Here is a 21,796-nt window from a genome sequence, read left to right on the forward strand (position 1 = left end):
AAACTTGTCAAGGGGCGGTTCAGTGGGCGACTGCGGCCGGAGGCGACAGTCGCCGCAGTGCCAGGTCGATCAGACGATCCTCGAAGATTGCTTCCTTACGGCGTGCGGCATCCGGGCCGCCCGGCCAGGCCTTGATGCCTTGGCGGATTGCCGGCAGCGTCGCCTCGACACCCTCGACCGCGATCAACCAGTCGATCGTCGCCAGCAATTCCATGCCGAGCGGTGACTCGAACCCGTCGATCAGCTGCGCCGTGGCCTCGAGCGCTGCCCTATAGGGCTTCGCTTCGTCCGTGGTGAAGTAGGCCTGCAGCTTGTCCTTCTTCTCGTCATTGAAACGGATGACGTCGAAAGGGCCTGCATCGTTGATGCGCTTGTCGCAGGCCAGATAGCTGCCATCGAGCGAGTTCAGAAGATGGCGCAGGTCATCGGCATAGGGGCCATAGCGATTGGCCGCGAAGTGCAGGTCGAGCGGGTCTTTCTCGGCAAGCCGCTTGGTCGCGGATTCGAGGAACCATGCGAGCTTCTGGACCTCGAGAAGCGTGCATTCGATGCCGAGCACCCAATAGCGGCGCACAATCTCCGCGACCAATGCACGCGCGGGGGTGAGCTTCTCCACCCCGGCGCGCTTGGCGACATTCTGATATTTGGACGTTGGCTCGAAGACGATAATCTCGACATCCGACAGATCTGTAAAAGCACGCTCGATCTCGGGCCTAACCTGATCCCATTCGAGCCCGCCATTGCCCGCGCCGAGCGGCGGAATCGCGATCGAGCGTACATGGTTGGTGGTGATGAACCGGTGCAGCTCCGAGAGCCCCGAGCGGATCCATTCGATCCGCGACGGGTGGCGCCAATGCTTCTTAGTCGAGAAGTTCACGATCCAGCGCGGACCAAACATGTCGCTGTTCTGGGTGACGAAGATCGAGCCGGGCTCCAGCGCGTCGTCCGCGCAAGCGCGCTCGTAGAGCTTCGCATTCTCCGGATACCTCTCCTTGAACATCAGTGCGATGCCCTTGCCCATCACGCCCACCGTGTTCACGGTATTTACTAGCGCATCAGCGGGCGCGTCGAGCAGATTGCCTGTGGTGTAACGAATCATGGGAAATACCATCCGGGACGGGTGCGTGCCTTCACTTCTGTTCCGCCCGCCGTCAACTCGGCTGCGACGGATGCGGTGACCTTATCGCTGTAGCAGCCGATTCCGATCAACGCTTCGACCGGTACATGCGTGCGGACGAGTGCCTCCGCCTCGTAGCGCTCGAACTTCGACGGGTCATTGGGGTCGCGCTTGAAGTTGCGTGCCGCAAGCATTCCCCAGTCGATCCAACCCAAATCGTCGGGATTGGCGCTGAACTGAGCCGCCTGGAGATAGGCATGACGATCGGAGAATACAAACGGGAGGCCGAGCTCGCCCAAGCGAGAGATCGAGGAGACGAGGATCACGATATCCTCATTGTGCTGCTTCTCGATCCCCCCATAGCCCGTATGAATGTTATACATCATCGGTGAGTACGGCGTGAAGTAGAAAGGGACATAGTCGCTGAGGACGCCTCCATAAGCGAGCGGAAGCGCACGGTGCCGGCGTTTTCCAATCAATTCAGCATTGCCGATAGGCCGGAACGCCGGATCCTGCATCGGAGATGTAGCGCAGTGAATGCCGTTCGCTGTGAGCCAGGGAACATTGGCCCGGTGGGTAATCCGGAAGATGAGTGCTTTTTCCCGGTTGATCAGATCAGCAGACATTGCGTTGGTGTAACAGATCGGGCGCCATCGTGAACCTCCCCGTAAGCCTATGAGATCCGCGGAGCTGGCGGCCGGCACGCCGAAACATCCTTAAGACAACAGTTTCGCGGCTGGTCGAGCTCATCATGTCCGATTTCGCGAGCCGGCCACTGAAAGCAATCAGACCGGGACCGGCCCAAGAACCGCTATTGGAACAGAGGTGGGGCCAATCCGGGGGCCGACAAAGCTCGGCGCAGAAAAATTTACTGTGAAATTAGTTACGTAGTTGCAACGCGCCGGTCCTCTTCTGGCACCATTTTTCCCGGGCTAAGTATGTCCGGGGGCGTCCAGCAAATGGCTGGTTTTACAGCATAAATCGACGGAAGCTCGCCGGCTAAAATTCCGGTGACGTCCGGCCAAGACCATCAACAGCACATCATTTTGTTGGTGCCTCTTTTGTCCCGGATCGACCCGGCTTTGCTGGGAAGAAACGACATGCTGACCTACATCCAGATCAACGCCGCAAAGCCTGCGACCAAGCCCTACCTCCTGCGCGATTCCCAAAGCCTGTACCTCCAGGTTAAGCCCAACGGCTTGAAGCTGTGGCGCATGAACTATCGCTTCCTCGACAAGCAGAAGACCCTCCATCTGGGGAAGTGGCTTGAAGTCGGCCTCGCCGACGCGCGCGCCAAGCGCGACGAGGCAAGGCAGAAAGTCGCCGCCGGCTTCGATCCGGCGATCGAGAAGAAGCGCGTGCGCATCGCCGCGAAATATGCGGCAGCCAACACGTTCGAGCTGGTCGCCAAGGAATGGCTGGTGAAGTGCGAGCGCGATGGCCTGGCGCCGGTGACTGTCGAGAAGATCAGGTGGCTGCCGGCATCGCGTCAGGCGGCGATGTAGCCCTCCAGGAATTGCTGGTGCGCCGGCATCCGCGCCACGGCGTCGGCGATGCCGGACCTCAGCGCACCCAGCGCGCTCCGCAATTCGCCCTCCACGATCATCCGGCCCATATGATGATGGCTGCCCGGCGCCAGCCGCTGGCCCAGCATCACCTGCACCCAGCTGTCGACCCGGAACAGGTCGTCCGACGCCTGCCACGCGATCGCGCCGTCGCGAAAGGCGGCGATCCGCTCGGCGAGGCTGTCGGGGATCGCCATCGTCCGGCACCGGTCCCAGAAGCCGCCGTCGGCGCGCTGGTTCAGGTGATAATGGAGGATGATGAAATCGCGGATCCGTTCGATCTCGACGCGGCCGAGCGCATTGAAGCGCGCCGCCACGCCTTCGCCGATCCCGCCAAAGGGGAAGAGCTGCACCAGCCGGGTGACCGCGATCATGATCAGGTGGATGCTCGTCGATTCGAGCGGCTCGACGAAGCCGCTCGCCAGGCCGAGCGCGATCACGTTCCGATCCCATAGCTTGCGCCGGCGCCCGGCCTTGAAGCGGATGATGCGCGGCTCGATCAGCCTCTCGCCCTCGATCCGGGCATCGAGCAGCGCGCGGGCGCCATCGTCGTCGAGGAAATCGCTGGCATAGACCAGCCCGTTGCCGACGCGGTGCTGGAGCGGAATGCGCCATTGCCAGCCGGCCCGGTGCGCGGCGGCGCGGGTATAGGGAAGCGCGGGCCCGGTCGACGCCGTCTGCACCGCGATCGCGCTGTCGGTGGGGAGCCAATGGCCCCATTCCTCATAGCCCGCCCGCAGCGCCTGCTCGATCAGCAGGCCGCGGAAACCCGTGCAGTCGAGGAACAGGTCGCCTTCGATCCGCGCACCCGAAGCCAGGCGGAGCGCCGTGACGAAGCCGGTCTCCGGATGCTGCTCGACGGCGTCGATCCTGCCTTCGATGCGGCGCACGCCCAGCGGCTCGGCGAAATCGCGCAGGAAACGCGCATAGAGTCCGGCATCGAGGTGATAGGCATAGTTGATGTGCCCCTGTTCGGGGATGGCGAAGCGGCCGGCCCGCGCCGCCTGCAGCTCGAAGCAATAGTCACCCAGGTCGCCGCCCCAGCCTTCCGCGCGCGCCTCCAGCCAGAAATGGTGAAAATCGCCCATCCAGGTCGATTTGCCGATCTGTCCGAAGCTGTGGATGTAGCGATCACCCTCCCGCGCCCAATCCTCGAACGCGATGCCGAGCTTGAAGGTCGAGCGTGTGTCGCGCAGGAAGGCGCGCTCGTCGATGCCGAGCAGCTGGTGGAAGGTGCGTGCGGTGGGGATGGTGCTCTCGCCGACGCCGATCGTGCCGATCTCGTCGCTCTCGACCAGGGCGATGTCGAGCAGCGGCCCGAGCAGCTTGGCGAGCGCGGCCGCCGCGATCCAGCCCGCGGTGCCGCCGCCCGCGATCACGACCCGCCGGATCGGTGCCTGGTCCATTCCCATCCCCCTAGCGATTGAGCTTGTTGATCAGCTGTGCCCGCAGCCGCCGTGCCAAAGTCGCGTCGATCGGGGCGAGCGGGCCCTGCGCGTGTGCGGGCAGGTGCGCCGCGGCCCGGCCGGCGGGGCCGAAGACATAATAGTCGAACATCGCCTTCCAGCCGGCCTTCTCGGCATCCGAACGATCGCGCAGGCTCAGCATGGCGTGGAGCAGGGTGGTCTGGGGCGTGTCGAGAAAGGCGGGCGCTTCGTTCCACCAATAGTTCACGAGGACGTTGAAGCGCTCCAGTGCCTCGACATGATGCCACCAGAGCGCGGGATAGAAGAGCAGGTCGCCGGGCTCCAGCTCCGCCACCTGCGCGGCGGCCATGGCTTCGCGGAAGCGGGGGTGGCGGTCGAAATCGGGATCGGCGAAGTCGACCATCGAGATCACCTGGCCGCCGGGGGTCGGCTCCAGCGGGCCGGGATAGAGATTGGCGACCTGGTCGGGCGGGAACAGGGTGAAGCGCCGGCGCCCGGCCGCGCAGACCGCCAAATTGTGCGACATGTCGTGATGCGCATGCGCCGTGGTGCGGTTGCCGATCCAGATGCTGGCGAGCACGCCGTGCACGAACATCGGATCGTCGAGCGGCAGGTCGTTCGCGGCGCGGAAGCCGGGAAGATGGCGGTCGAGATCGGCCGAGCCGACATAGAGGCTCTCGGGGCGGGGCGCTTCCAGGCTAGCCCCGATCCGCGCGAGGAAATCGGCCAGGCCGATCCGGGCCCCCGCGAAATTGAAGCCTGTGAGGCCGGCGTCATAGTGGAAGCGGCCCTGGATCGCGGGCGGGCCGGTGAAGCCCACCACCGGCTGGCCGGAATCGAAGGCCCGGAGATAGGCGATCGCTGCCGTATCGGCCGCGCGGGCGGCGGCGACCAGCGGCCAGGTCCGCGCAACGCCGCGCAGGATCACCGGGGCCTGGCCCGCCAGCAATTCGGCATAGGGAATGGCGCTCGGCGCGACGCCGTCCAGCGCGCGGACCCGCGGGGCGCCGGCTGCCGCGGCGTTCACGCGGCGTCCCGCGCATTCTTGCGGGCGATCAGCCGCGGCAGGTTGCCGAGCGAGGCGGCGAGCAGGAAGGCGGCGCCGAGATGGCCGGCCTGGTGGAGGTCGCCGAGCGCCGCCGGGCCGAGCGCGTCGAGGCGCTCGGCGGCCAGGACCTCGTGGTCGGCGATCGCATAGCGGCGCGCATCGTCGAGCATCAGCTCGAGCGTGGCCGGCTGGATCAGCCCGAGCGCGTCGAACGCGGCGTACATCGGCCCGGCATCGGCCATGCCGACATGGATCGCCGCGAGCAGGCGGCCGGCATGGTCGAGTATGGGCGTCTGGCCGCCATGGGGCAGGAAGAGCGGCTCGCCGTCCCCGGTGCCGACGCGCGGATCGTCGAGATCGATCTGGATCACCGGCGCGGCGCCATCGGCGGTCAGCCCGATCAGGAAGGGGCCGCGCTGGAGGCTCAGCGGAACATGGCCGCTGGTCCAGCGATCGCCCTCGAGGAACAGGTTCTCGTCGCGGTCGAGCCCGAGCAGGGCGACGGCCTGGAGCCCCTTGGCGGGGTCGCGGCGGAAGAGGATGGGGAAGTCGCGCTGCGCCTCGGCGAATTCGGTGGGAAAGACGAGCGCCCGGTTGACCGCATGGCCATAAGCGGCGCCGTGGCGGAACGCGACGCGGAGATCCGCATGGGCGACATTGTCGAGCGCGACCGGTCGGGGCATCGGGCAGGTCCAGCTATGGGTGGCCAGCATGGCGCAAAGCACCGCCAGCCTCAACTTGGGGACGCATGGGGCGGTCCCTGAACTCCCTCTCCCCGCGATCGGGGAGAGGGAGAAGGGCTTCAGAACTTGAAGCGCGCGCCGAGCAGGAAGCGCCGGTCGAGCTCTTGCGCGTACCAGAGCTCCTTCTTGTCGCGGGCATAGGTCCGCACCGCCGTCTCGGTGAGGTTGATGCCCTCCAGCGTGATCGCGACCTGCGGCGTGATCTCGTAGCTGATCGATGCGTCGAGCTGGCCGAACGGCGCGGTGAACTCGGGGTTGCGCGAGCCCTGGCGGTTGATCCCCGAAAGGAACCGGTCGCGCCAGTTATAGGCGACGCGGGCCGAGATGCCGTGCTTCTCGTAGATCAGCGTGCCGCTGATCGTGTCCGAAAGGCCGAGCAGGGCGAACTGGTCTTCCGCCGGGCTGGCTCCCAGGTTGAACCCGACATCGCCGCGCACCAGCGTATAGGCGGCCGCGACACCGATGCCCGTCCGGCCGAAGAAATACTGGCCGGCAAGCTCGACGCCGTAGATCTCGGCGTCCTTGTTGTTGATCGGCTGCGTCACCTGGAACTGGTAGAGCGGATCGCTGGCGATGCCGTTCAGGTCGTAGGTGTTGTTGATCAGCTTGAGATAGTCGTCGTCGAGCTGGCGCGTGGTGGCGTTGTAATGCGCCGCGAATTGCGCGGTGGCGGCGGCGACCGATCCGGTGGCCTGGATCAGCGCCGACATCACGAATAGATTGCCGTCGCTGGTATCGGCGCCCAGGCCGCCCAGCGCGGTCCTGGCCTGGCCCGAACGGCTGCCCGCCGCGCCCGAGCTGGGGTCGCGCAGGCCGAACAGCGTCGCGTTGAACTGGCCGTTGCCGATGAAGTTGCGCACGCGCTTGTCGAAGAAGGCGATCGACACATAGCTGTCCGGCTTGAAATACCATTCCAGCGAGGCATCGAAATTGTCCGATTCCAGTGCCTTCAACCGGGCGTTGCCCGTGGTTGCGCCGGGGATGCCGCCATTGAAGGTCGGCCGCGGCGGGCCGCCGACGGTGGTCGAGGTGTAGAGATTGTTGTAGTTCGGCCGGGCGATCGTCTTGCTGTACGACAGGCGTCCGATCAGGTTCTTGGCGAACTCGACCTGGAAATCGACCTGGGGCAGCAGGTTGCTGTAGCTGCCGCCGTCGCTGACGAACTGCGTCTGGTTCGAGATCGACACGGTGAAGTCGTTGTCCGACACCCAGGCGATGCCCGCCGGGATCGCTTCGAGCGACGTGGTGTGCGACTTGGTGTGCTCGTAGCGGATGCCGGCGACCAGGCGCGCCGGTGCGCCGCCCAGCTCGCCCTTCCAGGTCAGCTGGCCATAGACTGCCCAGATGTCTTCCTTGACCTGGTTGTCCTGCCTGCCGGTGGTGCCCACCGCATTGCCGCGATTGGCATAATAAGGCGAGAGGATCGCATAGAGATCCGAGGCGACGCCGCGAAAGGCGATCTGCGATTCCGGATCGCCGCCGGGATTGAACTTGTGGAACTTGCACTCGAGGCAAAAGGCCTGGAGCGCGCCCGGCGCCAGCGTTTGCACGTCGCCCGGGCTGGTGATGCCCCAGTCGCCCAGCGTCTGCTGCGTGGCGACGAAGGTCTGGCGCATGTCGGTGGTGCGATAATTGCCGCCGAAGTCGAAGCGGCTCTCGCCGCCCAGATCCCAGCCAAAGTCCGCGCGCAGTTCCTTCACCCGCTGGCGCTGGGTCGAGCGGAAGGTGCGGCCGACCTGCGAGCCGACATCGTTGACGTCGAGCGGGCCGCTGGCGCCCAGCGTGATGTCCTGGCGCGGAATGCCGCCCGAATAATCGACCGAATGGGCGGCGACGACATTGGCGCCCATGCCGACCAGCGTCGACGAGTTGCCATTGGCATTGTCCGGCGTGCTCGACGAAGTCGAGATATGGCCGTCGAGCTTCAGCGAGAAGTTGCTCGCCAGCGCCCATTCGAGGTTGAGGCCGTAATCCTCCAGCTTGCCCCTCTGCGCGCGCGACTGGGCCTCGAAACCCTCGTCCTTCTGGCCGTTGATCGTCTCATGCAGATAAGTGGCGGTAGCGACCGTGGGATTGCCGTCGAAGGTCACCACGTCGAACGGGCGGCTGAACCAGTTGGACAGGTCCGAACGCGTCTCGCGCTGCTTGTTCTGCGCATAGAGCGCGTCGGCGGTGATCGTCAGCGCATCGGTGGGCCTGAACTGCACCACTGCCTGGCCGTTGATGCGCTCGCGCGTGCCTTCGGCATAATGGTAGCGGCTGTCGTTCGGGATCGCGACCAGCTGGTTGGGGTTCGACGGCGCGTTGTTGACCACGGTGCAGTTCGGCCCCGGTGTGGAGCCAGGGCAGGCGCCGCCCGAGCGGGCGAAGCCGCCGGTCAGGAAAGTGTCGTAGGACACGATGTTCCAGTCGTTCGACGTGGCGGCGATCGAAGTATAGTTGCGCTTCTGGTAGCTGCCGAACAGCATGACGCCGAAGCGCTGGTCGGGATCGCTCCAGCTGAGGACGCCGGAGAATTCGGGCGTCACCTTCGATCCGCAATCGAGGCAGTCGTTGACGCTGGTGTCATAGACTGCCTTTGCGCCGATGCTGCCGTCCAGCCCGCTCTTGCCGTCGTCGAGCGGGCGGCGCGAGACGATGTTGATCGTGGCGCCGATGCCGCCCGAGGGGACGGCCGCGCGGCCGGTCTTGTAGACTTCCAGCGTGCGCACGCCTTCGGTGGCGAGGTTGGAGAAGTCGAACGAGCGGCTGGTGCCCTGCGCGCCGTCGGCATTCTGGTCGCCGCCGACCACCGACACGGTCGAGGTGGCGAGCTGGCGGCCGTTCAGCGTGACCATGTTGTAGGTCGGGCCGAAGCCGCGCACCGTGACCTGCGAGCCTTCGCCGTTGGTGCGGTTGATCGACACGCCCGGGATGCGCTGCAGCGATTCCGCCAGGTTGGTGTCGGGGAACTTGCCGATGTCCTCGGCCGAGATCGCGTCGACGATGCCCGGTGCCTCGCGCTTGATTGCGATCGCGCGCTCCAGGCTGGCGCGGATACCGGTAACAACGATTTCCTGGCTGTCTTCCTGGCCGCCCTCCGTGGCCTGTGTGGTGACAGCGTTGTCGGTTTGCGCATGGGCAAGGCCAGGCATGGCGAGGCCAGCGGCGACGGCGAAGACGGATACGGAATGCGCAAGTATAGGCACGCGCCTGTGACTAGTCATAACCCCTCCTCCAGCGCGCTCCATGTCGAACGCGACTTTATTTTTATTTCGGGTGAGCGAAATGCCTCCCTGATGTTATCGCTATCATCATGAAGCCATCTGTCAATCGGGCTGAAATGATTGGAACCGCTTCCAAATTCGGATTGATGCAAACTGTTGCATTACTGCGACAGAATGTGGCGCGGCATCGCCTGCCGACGGCCGGCAAGTTGCGGGCTGGCGGGGGTTATCTGTCCGGATCGGTGCCATGGGCATCCGGCGAATCGGGCGCGGGCGGCGGGCCCGCGCCCGGCCGGTTCAGGCGGGGTCCTCGACCTGGTCGAGCCAGGCGCCATAGCCCTGGGCTTCCATCTCCGCGCGCGGCACGAAGCGCAGCGAGGCCGAGTTGATGCAATAGCGCAGGCCGCCGCGATCGCGCGGGCCGTCGTCGAACACATGGCCGAGATGGCTGTCGCCCTGGGCGGAGCGCACTTCGGTGCGGATCATGCCATGGCTGATGTCGCGCAGCTCGGTCACGTTCGCGATCGGCCTGGTGAAGCTCGGCCAGCCGCAGCCGGATTCATATTTGTCGCTCGAGGCGAACAGCGGCTCGCCCGAGACGATGTCGACATAGATGCCGGGCGCCTTGTTGTGCAGCAACGCGCCGGTGCCGGGGCGTTCGGTGCCGTTCTGCTGGGTCACGCGATATTGTTCGGGGGAAAGCGCGGCGACGGCCTCGGGCGTCTTGCGATAGTCGGTCATGCGGAGTCTCCGTTTCGCCACGCTATGTGGGGACGCCGGCGTGCCAACGCCACGGGCGCGCGCTATCGTCGGGGCATGGCGAAGAAGAAGCGCATCCTCACCGCGACCATGGCCGATGGCTATGTGAAGACGATCGGGCCGACCGCGGTACCCTTCACCCATTATTGGCGGATCGTCGCGCATCTCGGCGGCGGCCGGACCGAAGTGTTCTGGGGGCATGCCAAGTCGCTCAGGGAAGCGACGGGCAAGCAGGCCGCGCTCGCCGAGGCGGCGAAGCAGCGCGGCTGGGAACGCTATGACTTCGAAGTGGTGCCGCTGGTCGAAGCCTGAGGCGGGGAGAAGCGCGGGGCGGGGGCCGGCTGGACCACGCCGGCGCGCTCGATAAAGGCGCCGCGCGCGACATTGTGCGGATGCGCGGGCGCTTCCGCCATCGAGAGCACCGGGGCGAAGCAGGCATCGGAGCCTTCGAGCAGCGCGCACCAGGCGTCGCGCGTCCGGGTGCGGAAGATCGCGGCGAGCTTGCCCTTGAGCGTCGGCCAGGCGGCGGGATCCATCTGCGCGTCGAAGTCCGGATCGTCGGCCAGGCCCGTCGCAGCGCGCAGCCGGGCATAGAATTGCGGCTCGATCGCGCCGATCGCGACATATTTGCCGTCGGCCGTCTCATAGCTGTCGTAGAAATGCGCGCCGCCGTCGAGGATGTTGACGCCGCGCGCGTCGCGCCAGCCGAGCGTCTCGCGAAAGCCCCAGACCATCGACATCAGCAGCGCCGCGCCTTCGCTCATCGCGCAGTCGATCACCGTCCCCCGTCCGCCGGTCCTCGCCTGGAGCAGCCCCGCCGCCATGGCGAAGGCGAGCAGCATGCCGCCGCCACCGAAATCGCCGACCGCGTTCACCGGCGGGGTCGGCTTGTCGCCCGCGCGGCCAAAGGCATGGAGCGCGCCGGCGAGCGCGATATAGTTGATGTCGTGCCCGGCGGCCTGGGCGAGCGGGCCGGTCTGCCCCCAGCCGGTCATCCGGCCATAGACGAGGCGCGGATTGAGGATGTGGAGCTCGGCCGGCCCGAGGCCCAGCCGTTCCATCACGCCGGGGCGAAAGCCCTCGATCAGCCCGTCCGCACCGGCCGCCAGGGCGCGGACATGCGCGGCGCCGCCGGACGATTTGAGATCGGCCTCCACCGGCACCCGCCCGCGCAGCAATGGGTCGCGCGGATCGGGCGGAGCGCCGGGCCGATGGACGTACAGCACTTCGGCGCCATGATCGGCCAGCATCATCCCGCAAAAGGGCGTGGGGCCGATCGCGGCGAGTTCGACGATCCGGATGCCGGTCAGCGGGCCCATGATTTCTCCTTCGGCTCCCTTCCCTGGAAGGAGGGGATGGGGGTGGGTGGGGGGGCGACATCGACCTTCGACCAATCCTCCCCCGGAGGGGAAGGAAGCTGGGCAAATCTCGCATCGCTCAATGCACAAGCCTTCTCCGTGCAGAGAGGGACATCACCGCGGTGCCATGCGGATGCCGCCGTCGAGGCGAACATCCTCGCCGTTGAAATAGCCGGTCTCGATCATGCAGAGCGCGAGCTTGGCATATTCCTCGGGCCGGCCGAGCCGCTTGGGGAAGGGGACCGAGGCGGCCAGCGCCTCCTTCACGTTCGGCGGCGCGGCGGCGAGCAGCGGCGTATCGAAGATGCCGGGCAGGATCGTGTTCACCCGGATGCCTTCGCCCATCAGGTCGCGCGCGATCGGCAGCGTCATGCCGACCACGCCGCCCTTCGACGCCGAATAGGCCGCCTGGCCGATCTGCCCGTCCTCGGCCGCGACGCTGGCGGTGTTGACGATCGCGCCGCGCTCGCCCTCTTCCAGCGGATCGAGCGTCAGCATGCCCGCGGCCGATTTGGCGATGCAGCGGAACGTGCCGACCAGGTTGATCTGGATCACCCAGTTGAACGCCTCGAGCGGGAAATGCCGGATGGTGCCGTCTTCCTTCGATCGGCTGGCGGTCTTCACGGCGTTGCCGGTGCCGGCGCAATTGACCAGGATCCGCTCCTGGCCGTGCGCGCCGCGCGCGCGGGCGAAGCCGGCGTCGACGCTGTCGTCCGACGTCACGTTCACTTCGCAGAACAGGCCGCCGATTTCGGCCGCGACCGCTTCGCCCTTCTCTCTCTGCAGGTCGAAGATCGCCACCTTCACGCCCCTGGCCGCGAGCGCGCGCGCGGTGGCCGCGCCGAGGCCCGAGGCGCCGCCGGTGACCACCGCGGCGATGCTGTCGTCGAGCTTCATCCTTCCCTCCCTTTTCTCAGAGCCGCTCGACGATGGTGACGTTGGCGATGCCGCCGCCCTCGCACATCGTCTGCAGGCCATAGCGCTTGCCCCGCCTGCGGAGCGCATGGACCAGCGTAGCCATCAGCTTGGTGCCCGAGGCGCCGAGCGGGTGGCCCAGCGCGATCGCGCCGCCATTGACGTTGAGCCGCTCGGGATCGGCGCCGGTGTGCCGCAGCCAGGCGAGCGGCACCGAGGCGAAGGCCTCGTTCACTTCGAACAGGTCGATCTCGTCGATGGTCATGCCCGCGCGGCGCAGCGCCCGGTCGGTGGCGAACAACGGCTCCTCGAGCATGATCACCGGATCGCCCGCGGTGACGGTGAGGCTGTGGATGCGGGCAAGAGGCGTGAGGCCGTGCGCCTTCAGTGCCGCCTCCGAGACGATCAGCGCCGCGCTGGCCCCGTCGCAGATCTGGCTGGCATTGGCCGCGCTGATCACGCCGTCCTCGGCGAGGAGCTTGACCGATCCGATGCTCTCGGCGGTCGCGTCGAAGCGGATGCCCTCGTCGCGGCGGTGGAGCGCCGGCCCCTCCGGCGTATCGATCGCGAGCGGCACGATCTCGGCGTCGAAATCGCCGCGCTCCGTCGCCGCGGCGGCGCGGCGATGGCTTTCCAGCGCATAGGCATCGAGCTCGGCGCGGCCGAGGCCGTGCTTGCGCGCCACGAGCTCGGCACCCAGGAACTGGCTGAACTGCACGCCCGGATAGCGCGCTTCCTGGCGCGGCGATTTGGGGCCGCCCAGCCCGGCCTGGGCGAAGAGCGCGACGGTGGCGCCCATCGGCACGCGCGTCATGCTCTCCACGCCCGCCGCGATCACCATGTCCTGCGTGCCCGAAAGCACCGCCTGGGCCGCGAACTGGATCGCCTGTTGCGAGCTGCCGCATTGGCGGTCGATCGTCACCGCCGGCACGCTTTCGGGCAGGCGCGAGGCGAGCACGGCGCCCCGGCCCACCTGGAAGCCCTGTTCGCCGCCCTGGCCGACGCAGCCCATGATCACGTCCTCGATCGCGGCGGGATCGATGCCGCTGCGCTCGACGATAGCGTCGAGGACTGCCGCTGCCATATCCACCGGGTGCCATCCGGCCAGCTTGCCGCCGCGCCGCCCCCCGGCGGTTCGCACGGCATCGACGATATAGGCGGTGGCTGCTCCCATGATCCTGCTCCCGTTCTCTTTCGAATCGGCGTTGTCGGGCGAGGGTAGCGCGATATCGGTTCGTCGCGCAGCCATTGTGCGCCATCGGGGCCGCGGGGCGAACTATCCCGGCCATCGCGCTGATTCTGCGGAAAAAGCCTTAACGCGCGGTTCGGTGCGTTCCTGCAAAACGACGGAAAGGCATGCGCGCCACAGAGGTGGAAACGGATGCGCAATCAACTGTCATCCGTGCGTGATAATCCAGAGGGGCGGCGCCCGGTCCGCCCCGGCATGCGAGGTGGAATGGCCCGGATCATCTATGTCGAGGACGACGAACGGGCCGGGGCCGCGGTGCGGCAGGCGCTGCGCGAGGCGGGGCATATGGTGGGCTTGATCGACCATGGCATGCTGGCCTTCGACACGATCGCCTTCAACAAGCCGGATCTGGTGATCCTCGACCAGTCGCTGCCCGGCGCGCAGGGGCTCGACATATTGCGCGCGCTGCGGCGGTTGCCCGCGCTTTGCCGCACGCCGATCCTGATGCTTTCGGCCAAGGGCGGCGAGGCGGAAGCGGACGAGGCGATGGGGGCCGGCGCCAATGCCTGCCTGGTGACGCCGTTCGAACCCGAATTGCTGGTGCGGCGAGTGGCCGAGATGCTGGACGACGACAGCCTGCCGGACGACGCGGGCGCGTAGGGGTTTTCGTCGGTATTCCGCGATGCGATCTGCCACCAGCGTTCCTCCCTCGGAGGGGGAGGAATGCGAACGACATCTCGCATCGCTGAATGTCCATACGCGCTGGCCCTTCTCCTACCCCAAGGCTAAGCTCCCCGCCGCATGGGCAAGAGGCGTATCCTGATCGTCGGCGGGGGCACCGCGGGGTGGCTTGCGGCAGCCTATCTCGCGCGCTTCCTCGACCTGGCCGACCAGGCCCAGATCGAGATCACCCTGCTCGAATCGCCCGAGCTCGGCATCATCGGGGTGGGCGAGGGCACCTTCCCCACCATCCGCTCGACGCTGAAGTTCCTCGGCATCGACGAGACGCGCTTCATCCGCGCCACTTCGGCCACGTTCAAGCAGGGCATCCGTTTCAACGACTGGCTGCACGCGCCGCTGCCCGACGGCACGCGCCACCATTATCTCCATCCGTTCGAGGCCCCCTTCTACACCGAGGGCACCAGCCTGGTGCCCTATTGGCTGCTTCAGGACGCCGCGACGCGCCCGCCCTTCGCCGAGGCCGTGACGATCCAGAACCGCGTCGCCGAGAGCCGCCGCGCGCCCAAGAGACAGGGCGAGGGCGAATTCTCCGGCCCGCTCAACTATGCCTATCATTTCGACGCCGCGCGGCTCGCGCGCATCCTGCGTGAGCGCGCCGAGGAACTGGGCGTGCGCCACGTCGCCGGACTGCTCACCGATGTCCAGCTCGGCGAGGACGGCGCGATCGCCCGCATCGTCACCCGCGAGCAGGGCGCGCTGGAAGCGGACCTCTATGTCGATTGTTCGGGCTTCCGCGCCGAGCTGATCGGCAAGGCACTGGGCGCCCGGTTCAAGTCGGTGCGCGACATATTGTTCACCGACCGGGCGCTCGCCTGCAAGATCCCCTATGCCGAGCCCGACGCACCGATCGAGAGCTTCACCATCGCCGCCGCGCACCAGGCGGGCTGGACCTGGGACATCGGGCTGGAAGGCGCGCGCGGCATCGGCACGGTCTATTCCTCCACCCACATGTCCGACGACGAGGCCGCGCAGGTGCTGCGCGCCTATGTCGGGCATGGCGACTACAAGGCGCGCATCATCCCGTTCGAGCCGGGCTATCGCGAGGCGCAATGGGTGAAGAACTGCGTCGCCGTCGGGCTGTCGGGCGGTTTTCTCGAGCCGCTGGAATCGACCGGCGTGGTGCTGATCGAGGCGGCGGTGGGGATGATCGCCGAGCTGTTCCCGCACAACGGCCCCGTGGATGCGCCGGCCCGGCGCTTCAACGAGCTGATCGTCGGGCGCTACGAGCGGATCATCGCCTTTCTCAAGCTGCATTATTGCCTGAGCCGGCGCGACGAGCCCTTCTGGCGCGACAATGCCGATCCCGCCTCGATCCCGGAGGGGCTGCAGGAGCTGCTGCGCCAGTGGCGCCACCGCCCGCCGGGGCGCTTCGACTTCCTGCTCGACCTCGAGAGCTTCGCCTTCTTCAACTATCAGTACATCCTCTACGGGATGGACTATCGCACCGACCTGTCGGGCGGGCGCGGCGACTTCCCCAATGTCGAGGCGGCGGAAAGGCTCTTCGCGCGGATCCGGAATTTCAGCGAACGCGCGACCGAGGACCTGCCGACGCACCGGGCGCTGATCCGGGCGATCAACGGCTGATCGGTCACTCCCCTCCCTGGAAGGGAGGGGAAATCGAGCGCGAGAATCCCTACAGCGTCCAGTCCAGCTGCAGCCAGAACTTGTCGGTATCCGTCGCGAACCTGTCCGCCTTGTAGTGCGCATAGCGGGCCGAGAGCGCATAATGGCCGCGCTTCACCCCGGCGATCAGGTCGAGCTCGTCGCCATAATGCTGGTCGAGCCGATCGCTCCCGAACCGGTGCCAGGTGGCGCCCAGGTTGATTGCGTCGAGCGGCCCGACTTTCTTCCAGCCATAGCCCAGCGTCCCGTAGAGATCGCGCAAGCCGCCCGGCGGCGTGGTGCCGAACTTGCCGGCCCAGCCGTTGAACTTGAAATAGGATGCCAGCGGCGTTTGCACGCTGGTCAGCGCCGCGCCCGTGCCGGCGCCCAGCACCTCATAGCCCGCGGTCAGGCTCAGCGCCTTCGCGGCGAGGGTCAGCTCGCCCAGCCAGTAATCCGCGGCATAGCGATTGGGATTGCGATGCCAGTCGCTCTGCCGCGCCCAGCTGGCGACATAGCCGAGCGTGAGGTCCTTGCCCAAAGCCTGCCGGCCGGCAAAGCGCAGGCCATAGGTCTGGCTCGACAGGCGATAGCCCTGCAGCGCCGCCAGGTCCTGGTCGACCAGATAGGCGAAGCCGCTCAGCGTGCCGGCCCTTGTGCCATAGCCGATCACCGCGAAGACATTGTCGCCGCCGATCGACACCGGCCGCGCCCCGGTGCCGCCCCGGCCGTTTATCGTGCGCACGTCCCAGCTATAGGCGAGGTCGAGATTGAGCCCGAGCGGCTTGCCATACTGGACGCGCACCGCGTCGAAGGTCTGCTCGCTCTGGCGCCAGGGCGCGTTGCCGACGAAGCGGTCGTCGACGAAGTTCAGCCGCTGCCGGCCGGCGGTGAAGGCCAGCCCGTCCTTGCCGGCATAGCGGAGCTGCGCGCGGTTGAGCTCGATATTCTCGGGATCGACGACCAGCGGATAGCGCGTCCTGCCGTTGGTGCCGTCATTATAGCCGCGCGCGAGGGCGACCACGCCCTCGCCCTCCACCAGCGCCGACCAGCCCTGCCAGCTGGCGGCCAGGCCGGGACGAACGCGCAGGGTCATGGCGTCGGCGTCCCTGGGGAGCCCGTCCTGGTCGACATGCTCGTAGCGCAGCCGCACTTCGGCGGTGGGCGTCAGCTTCACGTCCTGGGCATGGGCGGCGCCGGCGGCGAGCAGCCCCGTGGCGCAGAGAAGCGCTCGTCTCATCATGCTTCCTTCGGAAAGTCCCGTCCCGCAGGGGTGTTGCGGGACGGGGAGGAGGACCTCAGGCGGCGGCCGCCAGCTTCGGGTCGAGCGCTTCCAGCTCGCCGCTCTCGCGGGCCTTGCGGCCATAGACCGCTTCGAACAGGGGCGTGGCCATCACGGTGGTGACGATCGCCATCAGCACCAGCATCGAGAAGAGCGTGGGGCCGATAATGCCCTTTTGCAGGCCGATGTTGATGATGATCAGCTCCATCAGCCCGCGCGAGTTCATCAGCGCGCCGATGCCGAGGGCCGTGCGATTGTCCTCGCCGGCGATGCGGGCGGCGGCCCAGCAGGCGCCGAACTTGGCGAGGGCCGACACCGCGAGCACGCCCAGCGCGATCAGCAGCAGCTCGACCGAGTTGACCATGTCCATCCGGGTGTTGAGGCCCGAATAGGTGAAGAACATCGGCAGCAGCAGCACGACGGCGAGCGGCTCGACCTTGCGCTTCAACTCCTCGACGAACAGGCCGCGCGGCATGCACACGCCCATCAGGAAGCCGCCGAAGATCGCGTGGATGCCGATCGCATCCATGATGAAGGCGGAGGTGCAGAACAGCATCATGGTGACGGCGAGCATCGCGGTGCTCATCTCGCCCTTCGCCTCGACGATGCGGCCGAGCGGGGCGAGCAGCTTGCGCCCGAACAGGAGCATGAACGCGGTGTAGAGCACGGCGCCGCCGATCGCGAGCACCGCCACGCCCGGCCCGGCGCCGAACGTGGCGAGCACCACGGCGAGGACGCACCAGGACGCGGCGTCGTCAAACGCGCCGGCGGTGAGCGACAGCGTGCCGAGCGACGAGTTGGCGAGGCCGCGCTCGTTGATGATGCGCGCGAGCATCGGGAAGGCGGTGAGCGCGATGCAGGCACCCATGAACAGCGTGGCGTTCGCCTGGCTGATGCCCGGGGTGAACAGGCCGGGCACGGTCAGCAGGAAGGGCGTGATCAGCGCGGCGAGCAGGAACGGCGCGACGATGCCCGCGGCCGAGACGCCGGCGGCGCTCTTCGCCTTGGACTGGAAATGGTCGAGCCGCAGCGTCAGGCCGACCATGAACATGTAGAGGCCGACACCCAGCTGCGCGCCGGTATAGAGCACGTTGCGCGTCTCCTTGGGGAAGATCGCGAGCTGGAGATCGGGGAAGAACAGGCCGAACAGCGATGGGCCGAGGACCACACCGGCAATCATCTCGCCCACCACCTGGGGCTGCTTGAGCAGCTTCTGGCCGAGCCAGCCGACCACGCGGCACGCCAGGATGATGATCGCCAGCTGCAGGAAGAAATGGATGCTGTAGTCGCCGGGCGCATAGCTCTTCGCGGCGTTCACCGCGGGCCCGTGCGGGCTGAGAACATCGGTCAATGCGTGCCAGGCACTGTTCAGCAGATCGAGCATGGTTACCTCCCCCCAATTCCCCGCGCGGTGCGTTTCCCGCCCGTCGCGAGCCTTCAGGGAGCGCACGGCGCAGGCCGCGTGCAACTGCAAATCGCTCGACCCCCCTTATTTTTCCGGCTCCGCAGCGCTTTGTGTTGCGCGGAGCGCACATAGTAGTAACGTACCTACATGACAACGCAGACAATCTAGGTACATAGGTACGAAATGAAGGTGATCACCAGCCGCGAATTCAACCAGGACGTCAGCGCGGCGAAGCGATTCGCCCGGGCGGAACCGGTGTTCGTCACCGATCGCGGGCGCCCCACCCATGTGCTGATGAGCATCGACCTGTTCCGCCAGCTGAACGGCCAGCGCGAAAGCATCGTCGACTTGCTCGCCCTGCCCGCCGGCGCGCCCGACGCCGTGCTGGCGCCGCCGGAGCGCTGGTGATGTTCCTGCTCGACACGCCGATCGTCTTCGAGCTGCGCAGGGCGCGCGCCGGCGGGGCGGAGGCGGGGCTCACCGCCTGGGCATCGGGCGTGGCGCGCGAGCGGCTGTTCCTCTCGGCGATCTCGCTGGTCGAGCTGGAGGCCGGCGTTGCCGAGGCGACGCGGCGCGACAAGGCGGCGGGTGCGGTGCTGCGGAGCTGGATCGACGCGCAGCTCGTCCCCGCCTTCGAGGGGCATGTCCTGCCGCTCGACGCCGCGATCGCCCGCCGCCGTGGCCAGCTCGCGCTTGCCGAGACGCGTTACGCACTGTTCGCCGCCACCGCGCTCGAGCACGGCCTTACCCTGGTGACGCACAACACCGCCGCCTATCGCGGCGCGCGCGTGAAGCTGTTCGACCCCCGGGGCTATGCGGCCGACGCGACCGAGGACGAAGGCGACTGGCGAGATGCCGCCCGCACCGGCCCGCTTTGGCTCAAGAACCTGTTCGTCCGCGCCTGAGGGGGCCGTGAAGCCGGGGGCATCGGCGGGCGATCGCTCCAACCTCCTCCATTCCGGACCCGGAGCCCCCGGTTGAGCACTGCGCCCCGCTCCACTAGCCTGAGCCGCCCGAGGGAGGACCGCTCCATGAAGCTCGACGACAGTGCCGCGAGCCGCATCCGCGACCGGATGCTGGACGCCGTCGATCTCGCCGCCACCTTCGTCCTGGCGATGGAGTGCGCGCTGACGGCGGTTCGGGCGGACTTCGACCTGTTCGGCATCCTGGTGCTGTCCTTTGTCGGCTCGGTCGGCGGCGCGGTCCTTCGCGATCTCCTGCTCGGGGAGCATCCTCCCGCGCCGTTCCGCGACTGGCGCTATGCGGCGCTGGCGCTCGCGGCGACGTCCGTCGTCATCGTCGCGTCGCTCCTCCTCGGCCGGATTGCGAATTTCACGCCGCCGCTCCTCGTCGACGTGTTCGAAGGCGGCGGCCTCGCGCTCGCGGCGGTTGCCGGTGCCCGCAAATGCCTAGACTACAGGCTCAACAGCGCCTCGGTCGTGATCATCGCCACGGTCAACGGATGCGGGGGTGGCATGTTGCGCGATGTGCTGATCGCGCGGGTCCCGCGGGTCCTGCACGAGGATTTCTACGCCACCGCCGCCATCGCCGGCGCGACGCTGCTCGTCCTGCTGGTCCGGCGCTTCGGGGTGCGCCCGGACCTGGCGGGAGCGATCGGCGGCATTGCCATCTTCGCGTTGCGGACCGCCGCGCTCCTCGGCGCGTGGCGGCTGCCGCACCTGCGTTAGTTCCCCCTCCCTTCCAGCGAGGGGAGAACGACCTACAGCGCCCGGAACCGGAAATCCCGGAACTTCGCCGCGCCCGCGCCGGCCGAATAGAGCCCCGGCCGCAGCATCAGGAAGCCGCCGCGCACATTGTGGTGATAGCCGGATACTTCCATCCCCCGGTCGAAGCGCTTCCACGTCTTCCCGCCATCGCCCGAGAGGTGGAAGGAGACGATATGCTGCCGGTTGGTCACGCGCATGCGCAGCCGCCGGCCATGGGGATTCGCCGGCCGCCCGCGTTCCATGCCGTACTGGTGGGTCACGAAGCGCTTCTCGTCGAAGCCGAGCCCGCAATAGAGCTTCTCGTCATAGAAGAGCACCAGCCCCGCCGTGCCGCCCGGCGCAATCTCGATGTCGCATTCGAACGCATAGCCGGTATCCCCGGCGATCAGCAGCAGCGGGGAGGAGTCCGCCGGCGCCTTGCCCGACGCCTTCAGCACCAGCGTGCCGGCTTCGATGGACACTCTGTCCGATTCGCTCGGCGCGGGCTTGAAGAAATTCCATTTCCGCCCGAGCGCCAGCGGCCCCGAGAAATCGTCCGACAGCGCCTGGCCATGCGGCAGGGCCGCGCCGCCCCCGGGCTTGCGGATCGGCCCGGAGAGGTCGCCGCCGGTCATCCGGAACCAGCCGTCCGCCGTCCATTCCACGGGATCGAGCAGCGCCTGGCGCCCCAGCGTCCAATAGCCGTTCTCGAAGCCGTGATAGACCGACCACCAGCTCCCGTCCGGCGCCTCGACCAGCGAGGCATGGCCGCGCGACCACCAGGCCTCGTCGTTGCGGACGGTGCGGACGAGCGGATTGGCGGGGCATTGCTCCCAGGGCCCGTGGATCGAGCGTGCGCGCGCCGCGATCACCATGTGCCCGGTCGGCGGGCCGGCCGTGCCGCCCACTGCGGTGATCATGTAGAACCAGCCCTTGTGGCGATGGATCTTCGGCCCCTCGGGCGAGAAGCTCTCGACGTCCCATTCCTCGGGATAGTGCCAGGGGTCGTAGACATGCTCGACCTTGCCGATGGTGGACAGCCCGTCCTCGGAAAGGCGCACGCGGTCGCCGCCGGAAAGGAACAGCCAGCGCGAGCCGTCCTCGCCCACTGCGTGGCAAGGGTCGATATGGTCGTGCAGGCCCAGGTCGATCGGCTCGCTCCACGGCCCGTCGATATGGTCGGCCCAGATCACGAAGATCGAGTTCGGGCTGGCCTTTACCGGGATGTAGAGGAAGTAGCGCCCGTTGTGCTTCTCCAGGCTGACTGCCCAGACCGCGCCGATGTTCTTCGTGAGCGCCGCGCCGCGCGGCTGCCAGTTCACCAGGTCGCGGCTGTGCCAGATGGTCAGGCCCGGATAGGAATCGAAGCTCGAAAAGGTCATGTAATAGTCCGCGCCGTCCTTCAGGATGGCCGGATCGGGATGGTCGCCGGCGAGCAGCGGGTTCAGGAAGCGCCCGTCGCCCAGATCGCAGATGCGCTGGTTGTCGAAACCGCGCTGCCGATCGGGGGCCGGAGCGCCCGGCAGGGTCCGGTCGGGAGCGGCCTCCGCCTCGCCGGGTCGCAGCAGCGCCGCGGCGCCGCCCGCCAATGCCGCGCCGCCCGCCAGAGCCGCCCCAAATGCCGCGCGCCGACTGATGTCCATGCAGTTCCTCTCCTTTTGCCGGAGCTTATGACACCGATGTCATTCGGGGGGAAGGGGCCTCGACCCTGCGGATGCAGCCGCTTTTGGTGA

Annotated in this window: 20 protein-coding genes; 7 read left to right on the forward strand and 13 right to left on the reverse strand. The window is 67.3% G+C overall.

Translation table 11 applies throughout. From position 1 onward, the window contains the following. Positions 1–19: 19 nt before the first annotated feature. Positions 20–1,111, reverse strand: a complete 1,092-nt coding sequence (locus CAP40_RS18020) for a macro domain-containing protein (protein WP_256924350.1) — start codon at positions 1,109–1,111, stop codon at positions 20–22. After that, positions 1,096–1,743, reverse strand: coding sequence for a DUF4433 domain-containing protein (locus tag CAP40_RS18025; protein ID WP_086130939.1), 648 nt, complete (start codon positions 1,741–1,743; stop codon positions 1,096–1,098). The genes CAP40_RS18020 and CAP40_RS18025 overlap by 16 nt, the downstream gene beginning before the upstream one ends. Before the next feature lie 384 nt (positions 1,744–2,127). Between CAP40_RS18025 and CAP40_RS18030 the strand changes: the two genes are divergently transcribed. Continuing rightward, complete coding sequence (locus CAP40_RS18030) at positions 2,128–2,622, forward strand: Arm DNA-binding domain-containing protein (protein WP_256924352.1); 495 nt, start codon at positions 2,128–2,130, stop codon at positions 2,620–2,622. Here CAP40_RS18030 and CAP40_RS18035 read toward each other — a convergent pair. From CAP40_RS18035 to msrB, 5 genes are all read right to left on the reverse strand, one after another. Beyond that, positions 2,607–4,088 carry a tryptophan halogenase family protein gene (locus CAP40_RS18035; protein ID WP_086130941.1) on the reverse strand — a complete coding sequence of 494 codons (1,482 nt, stop codon included), beginning with the start codon at positions 4,086–4,088 and terminating at the stop codon, positions 2,607–2,609. The two genes, CAP40_RS18030 and CAP40_RS18035, sit on opposite strands and share 16 nt — an antisense overlap. A 10-nt stretch (positions 4,089–4,098) precedes the next feature. Continuing rightward, on the reverse strand, positions 4,099–5,136 hold the full coding sequence (locus CAP40_RS18040) for a cupin-like domain-containing protein (protein WP_086130942.1): 1,038 nt from the start codon (positions 5,134–5,136) through the stop codon (positions 4,099–4,101). Further along, entirely contained in the window at positions 5,133–5,870 is a 738-nt protein-coding gene (locus CAP40_RS18045) for a SapC family protein (protein ID WP_256924353.1), read from the reverse strand. The genes CAP40_RS18040 and CAP40_RS18045 overlap by 4 nt, the downstream gene beginning before the upstream one ends. 89 nt (positions 5,871–5,959) lie before the next feature. Next, the gene (locus CAP40_RS18050) at positions 5,960–9,106 is read right to left on the reverse strand and encodes a TonB-dependent receptor (RefSeq protein WP_086130943.1); all 3,147 of its coding nucleotides are present in this window, start codon (positions 9,104–9,106) and stop codon (positions 5,960–5,962) included. A 297-nt stretch (positions 9,107–9,403) separates the two neighbouring features. Continuing rightward, on the reverse strand, positions 9,404–9,847 hold the full coding sequence (msrB, locus tag CAP40_RS18055) for a peptide-methionine (R)-S-oxide reductase MsrB (protein ID WP_086130944.1): 444 nt from the start codon (positions 9,845–9,847) through the stop codon (positions 9,404–9,406). Positions 9,848–9,922: 75 nt separating this feature from the next. Here msrB and CAP40_RS18060 point away from each other — a divergent pair, with 75 nt between their 5' ends. After that, entirely contained in the window at positions 9,923–10,177 is a 255-nt protein-coding gene (locus CAP40_RS18060; protein ID WP_086130992.1) for a hypothetical protein, read from the forward strand. Here the strand turns inward: CAP40_RS18060 and CAP40_RS18065 are convergent. The 3 genes from CAP40_RS18065 to CAP40_RS18075 form a co-directional block, all read right to left on the reverse strand. Beyond that, positions 10,141–11,187 carry a CaiB/BaiF CoA-transferase family protein gene (locus tag CAP40_RS18065; RefSeq protein ID WP_179188361.1) on the reverse strand — a complete coding sequence of 349 codons (1,047 nt, stop codon included), beginning with the start codon at positions 11,185–11,187 and terminating at the stop codon, positions 10,141–10,143. The genes CAP40_RS18060 and CAP40_RS18065 overlap by 37 nt on opposite strands. Positions 11,188–11,337: 150 nt before the next feature. Beyond that, complete coding sequence (locus CAP40_RS18070) at positions 11,338–12,120, reverse strand: SDR family NAD(P)-dependent oxidoreductase (protein WP_086130946.1); 783 nt, start codon at positions 12,118–12,120, stop codon at positions 11,338–11,340. Positions 12,121–12,136: 16 nt separating this feature from the next. Beyond that, positions 12,137–13,312 (reverse strand): acetyl-CoA C-acetyltransferase, encoded by a 1,176-nt coding sequence (locus tag CAP40_RS18075; protein WP_086130947.1) that lies wholly within the window; start codon positions 13,310–13,312, stop codon positions 12,137–12,139. Positions 13,313–13,594: 282 nt separating this feature from the next. Between CAP40_RS18075 and CAP40_RS18080 the strand changes: the two genes are divergently transcribed. Together CAP40_RS18080 and CAP40_RS18085 are read left to right on the forward strand one after the other, a co-directional pair. Further along, entirely contained in the window at positions 13,595–13,987 is a 393-nt protein-coding gene (locus tag CAP40_RS18080) for a PleD family two-component system response regulator (RefSeq protein ID WP_179188354.1), read from the forward strand. Between the two features lie 141 nt (positions 13,988–14,128). Next, a complete protein-coding gene (locus CAP40_RS18085) occupies positions 14,129–15,652 on the forward strand; it encodes a tryptophan halogenase family protein (protein ID WP_086130949.1) in 1,524 nt (507 codons plus the stop codon). Positions 15,653–15,701: 49 nt separating this feature from the next. Here CAP40_RS18085 and CAP40_RS18090 read toward each other — a convergent pair whose 3' ends face one another. Both CAP40_RS18090 and CAP40_RS18095 read right to left on the reverse strand, forming a co-directional pair. After that, a complete protein-coding gene (locus CAP40_RS18090) occupies positions 15,702–16,910 on the reverse strand; it encodes an alginate export family protein (RefSeq protein WP_086130993.1) in 1,209 nt (402 codons plus the stop codon). Positions 16,911–16,968: 58 nt separating this feature from the next. Then, positions 16,969–18,336: a cation:proton antiporter gene (locus CAP40_RS18095; protein ID WP_086130950.1), complete on the reverse strand. Its 1,368-nt coding sequence runs from the start codon at positions 18,334–18,336 to the stop codon at positions 16,969–16,971. A gap of 204 nt (positions 18,337–18,540) precedes the next feature. Between CAP40_RS18095 and CAP40_RS18100 the strand changes: the two genes are divergently transcribed. From CAP40_RS18100 to CAP40_RS18110, 3 genes are all read left to right on the forward strand, one after another. Then, positions 18,541–18,765: a type II toxin-antitoxin system Phd/YefM family antitoxin gene (locus tag CAP40_RS18100; protein WP_086130951.1), complete on the forward strand. Its 225-nt coding sequence runs from the start codon at positions 18,541–18,543 to the stop codon at positions 18,763–18,765. Continuing rightward, positions 18,765–19,262: a PIN domain-containing protein gene (locus CAP40_RS18105; protein WP_086130952.1), complete on the forward strand. Its 498-nt coding sequence runs from the start codon at positions 18,765–18,767 to the stop codon at positions 19,260–19,262. The genes CAP40_RS18100 and CAP40_RS18105 overlap by 1 nt, the downstream gene beginning before the upstream one ends. A gap of 126 nt (positions 19,263–19,388) precedes the next feature. Beyond that, complete coding sequence (locus CAP40_RS18110) at positions 19,389–20,045, forward strand: trimeric intracellular cation channel family protein (RefSeq protein ID WP_086130953.1); 657 nt, start codon at positions 19,389–19,391, stop codon at positions 20,043–20,045. 32 nt (positions 20,046–20,077) lie between these two features. Here CAP40_RS18110 and CAP40_RS18115 read toward each other — a convergent pair whose 3' ends face one another. Then, the gene (locus tag CAP40_RS18115) at positions 20,078–21,706 is read right to left on the reverse strand and encodes a family 43 glycosylhydrolase (protein ID WP_086130954.1); all 1,629 of its coding nucleotides are present in this window, start codon (positions 21,704–21,706) and stop codon (positions 20,078–20,080) included. Positions 21,707–21,796 lie beyond the last annotated feature (90 nt).

Source organism: Sphingomonas sp. IBVSS2 (assembly GCF_002127225.1).
Lineage (GTDB): Bacteria > Pseudomonadota > Alphaproteobacteria > Sphingomonadales > Sphingomonadaceae > Sphingomonas.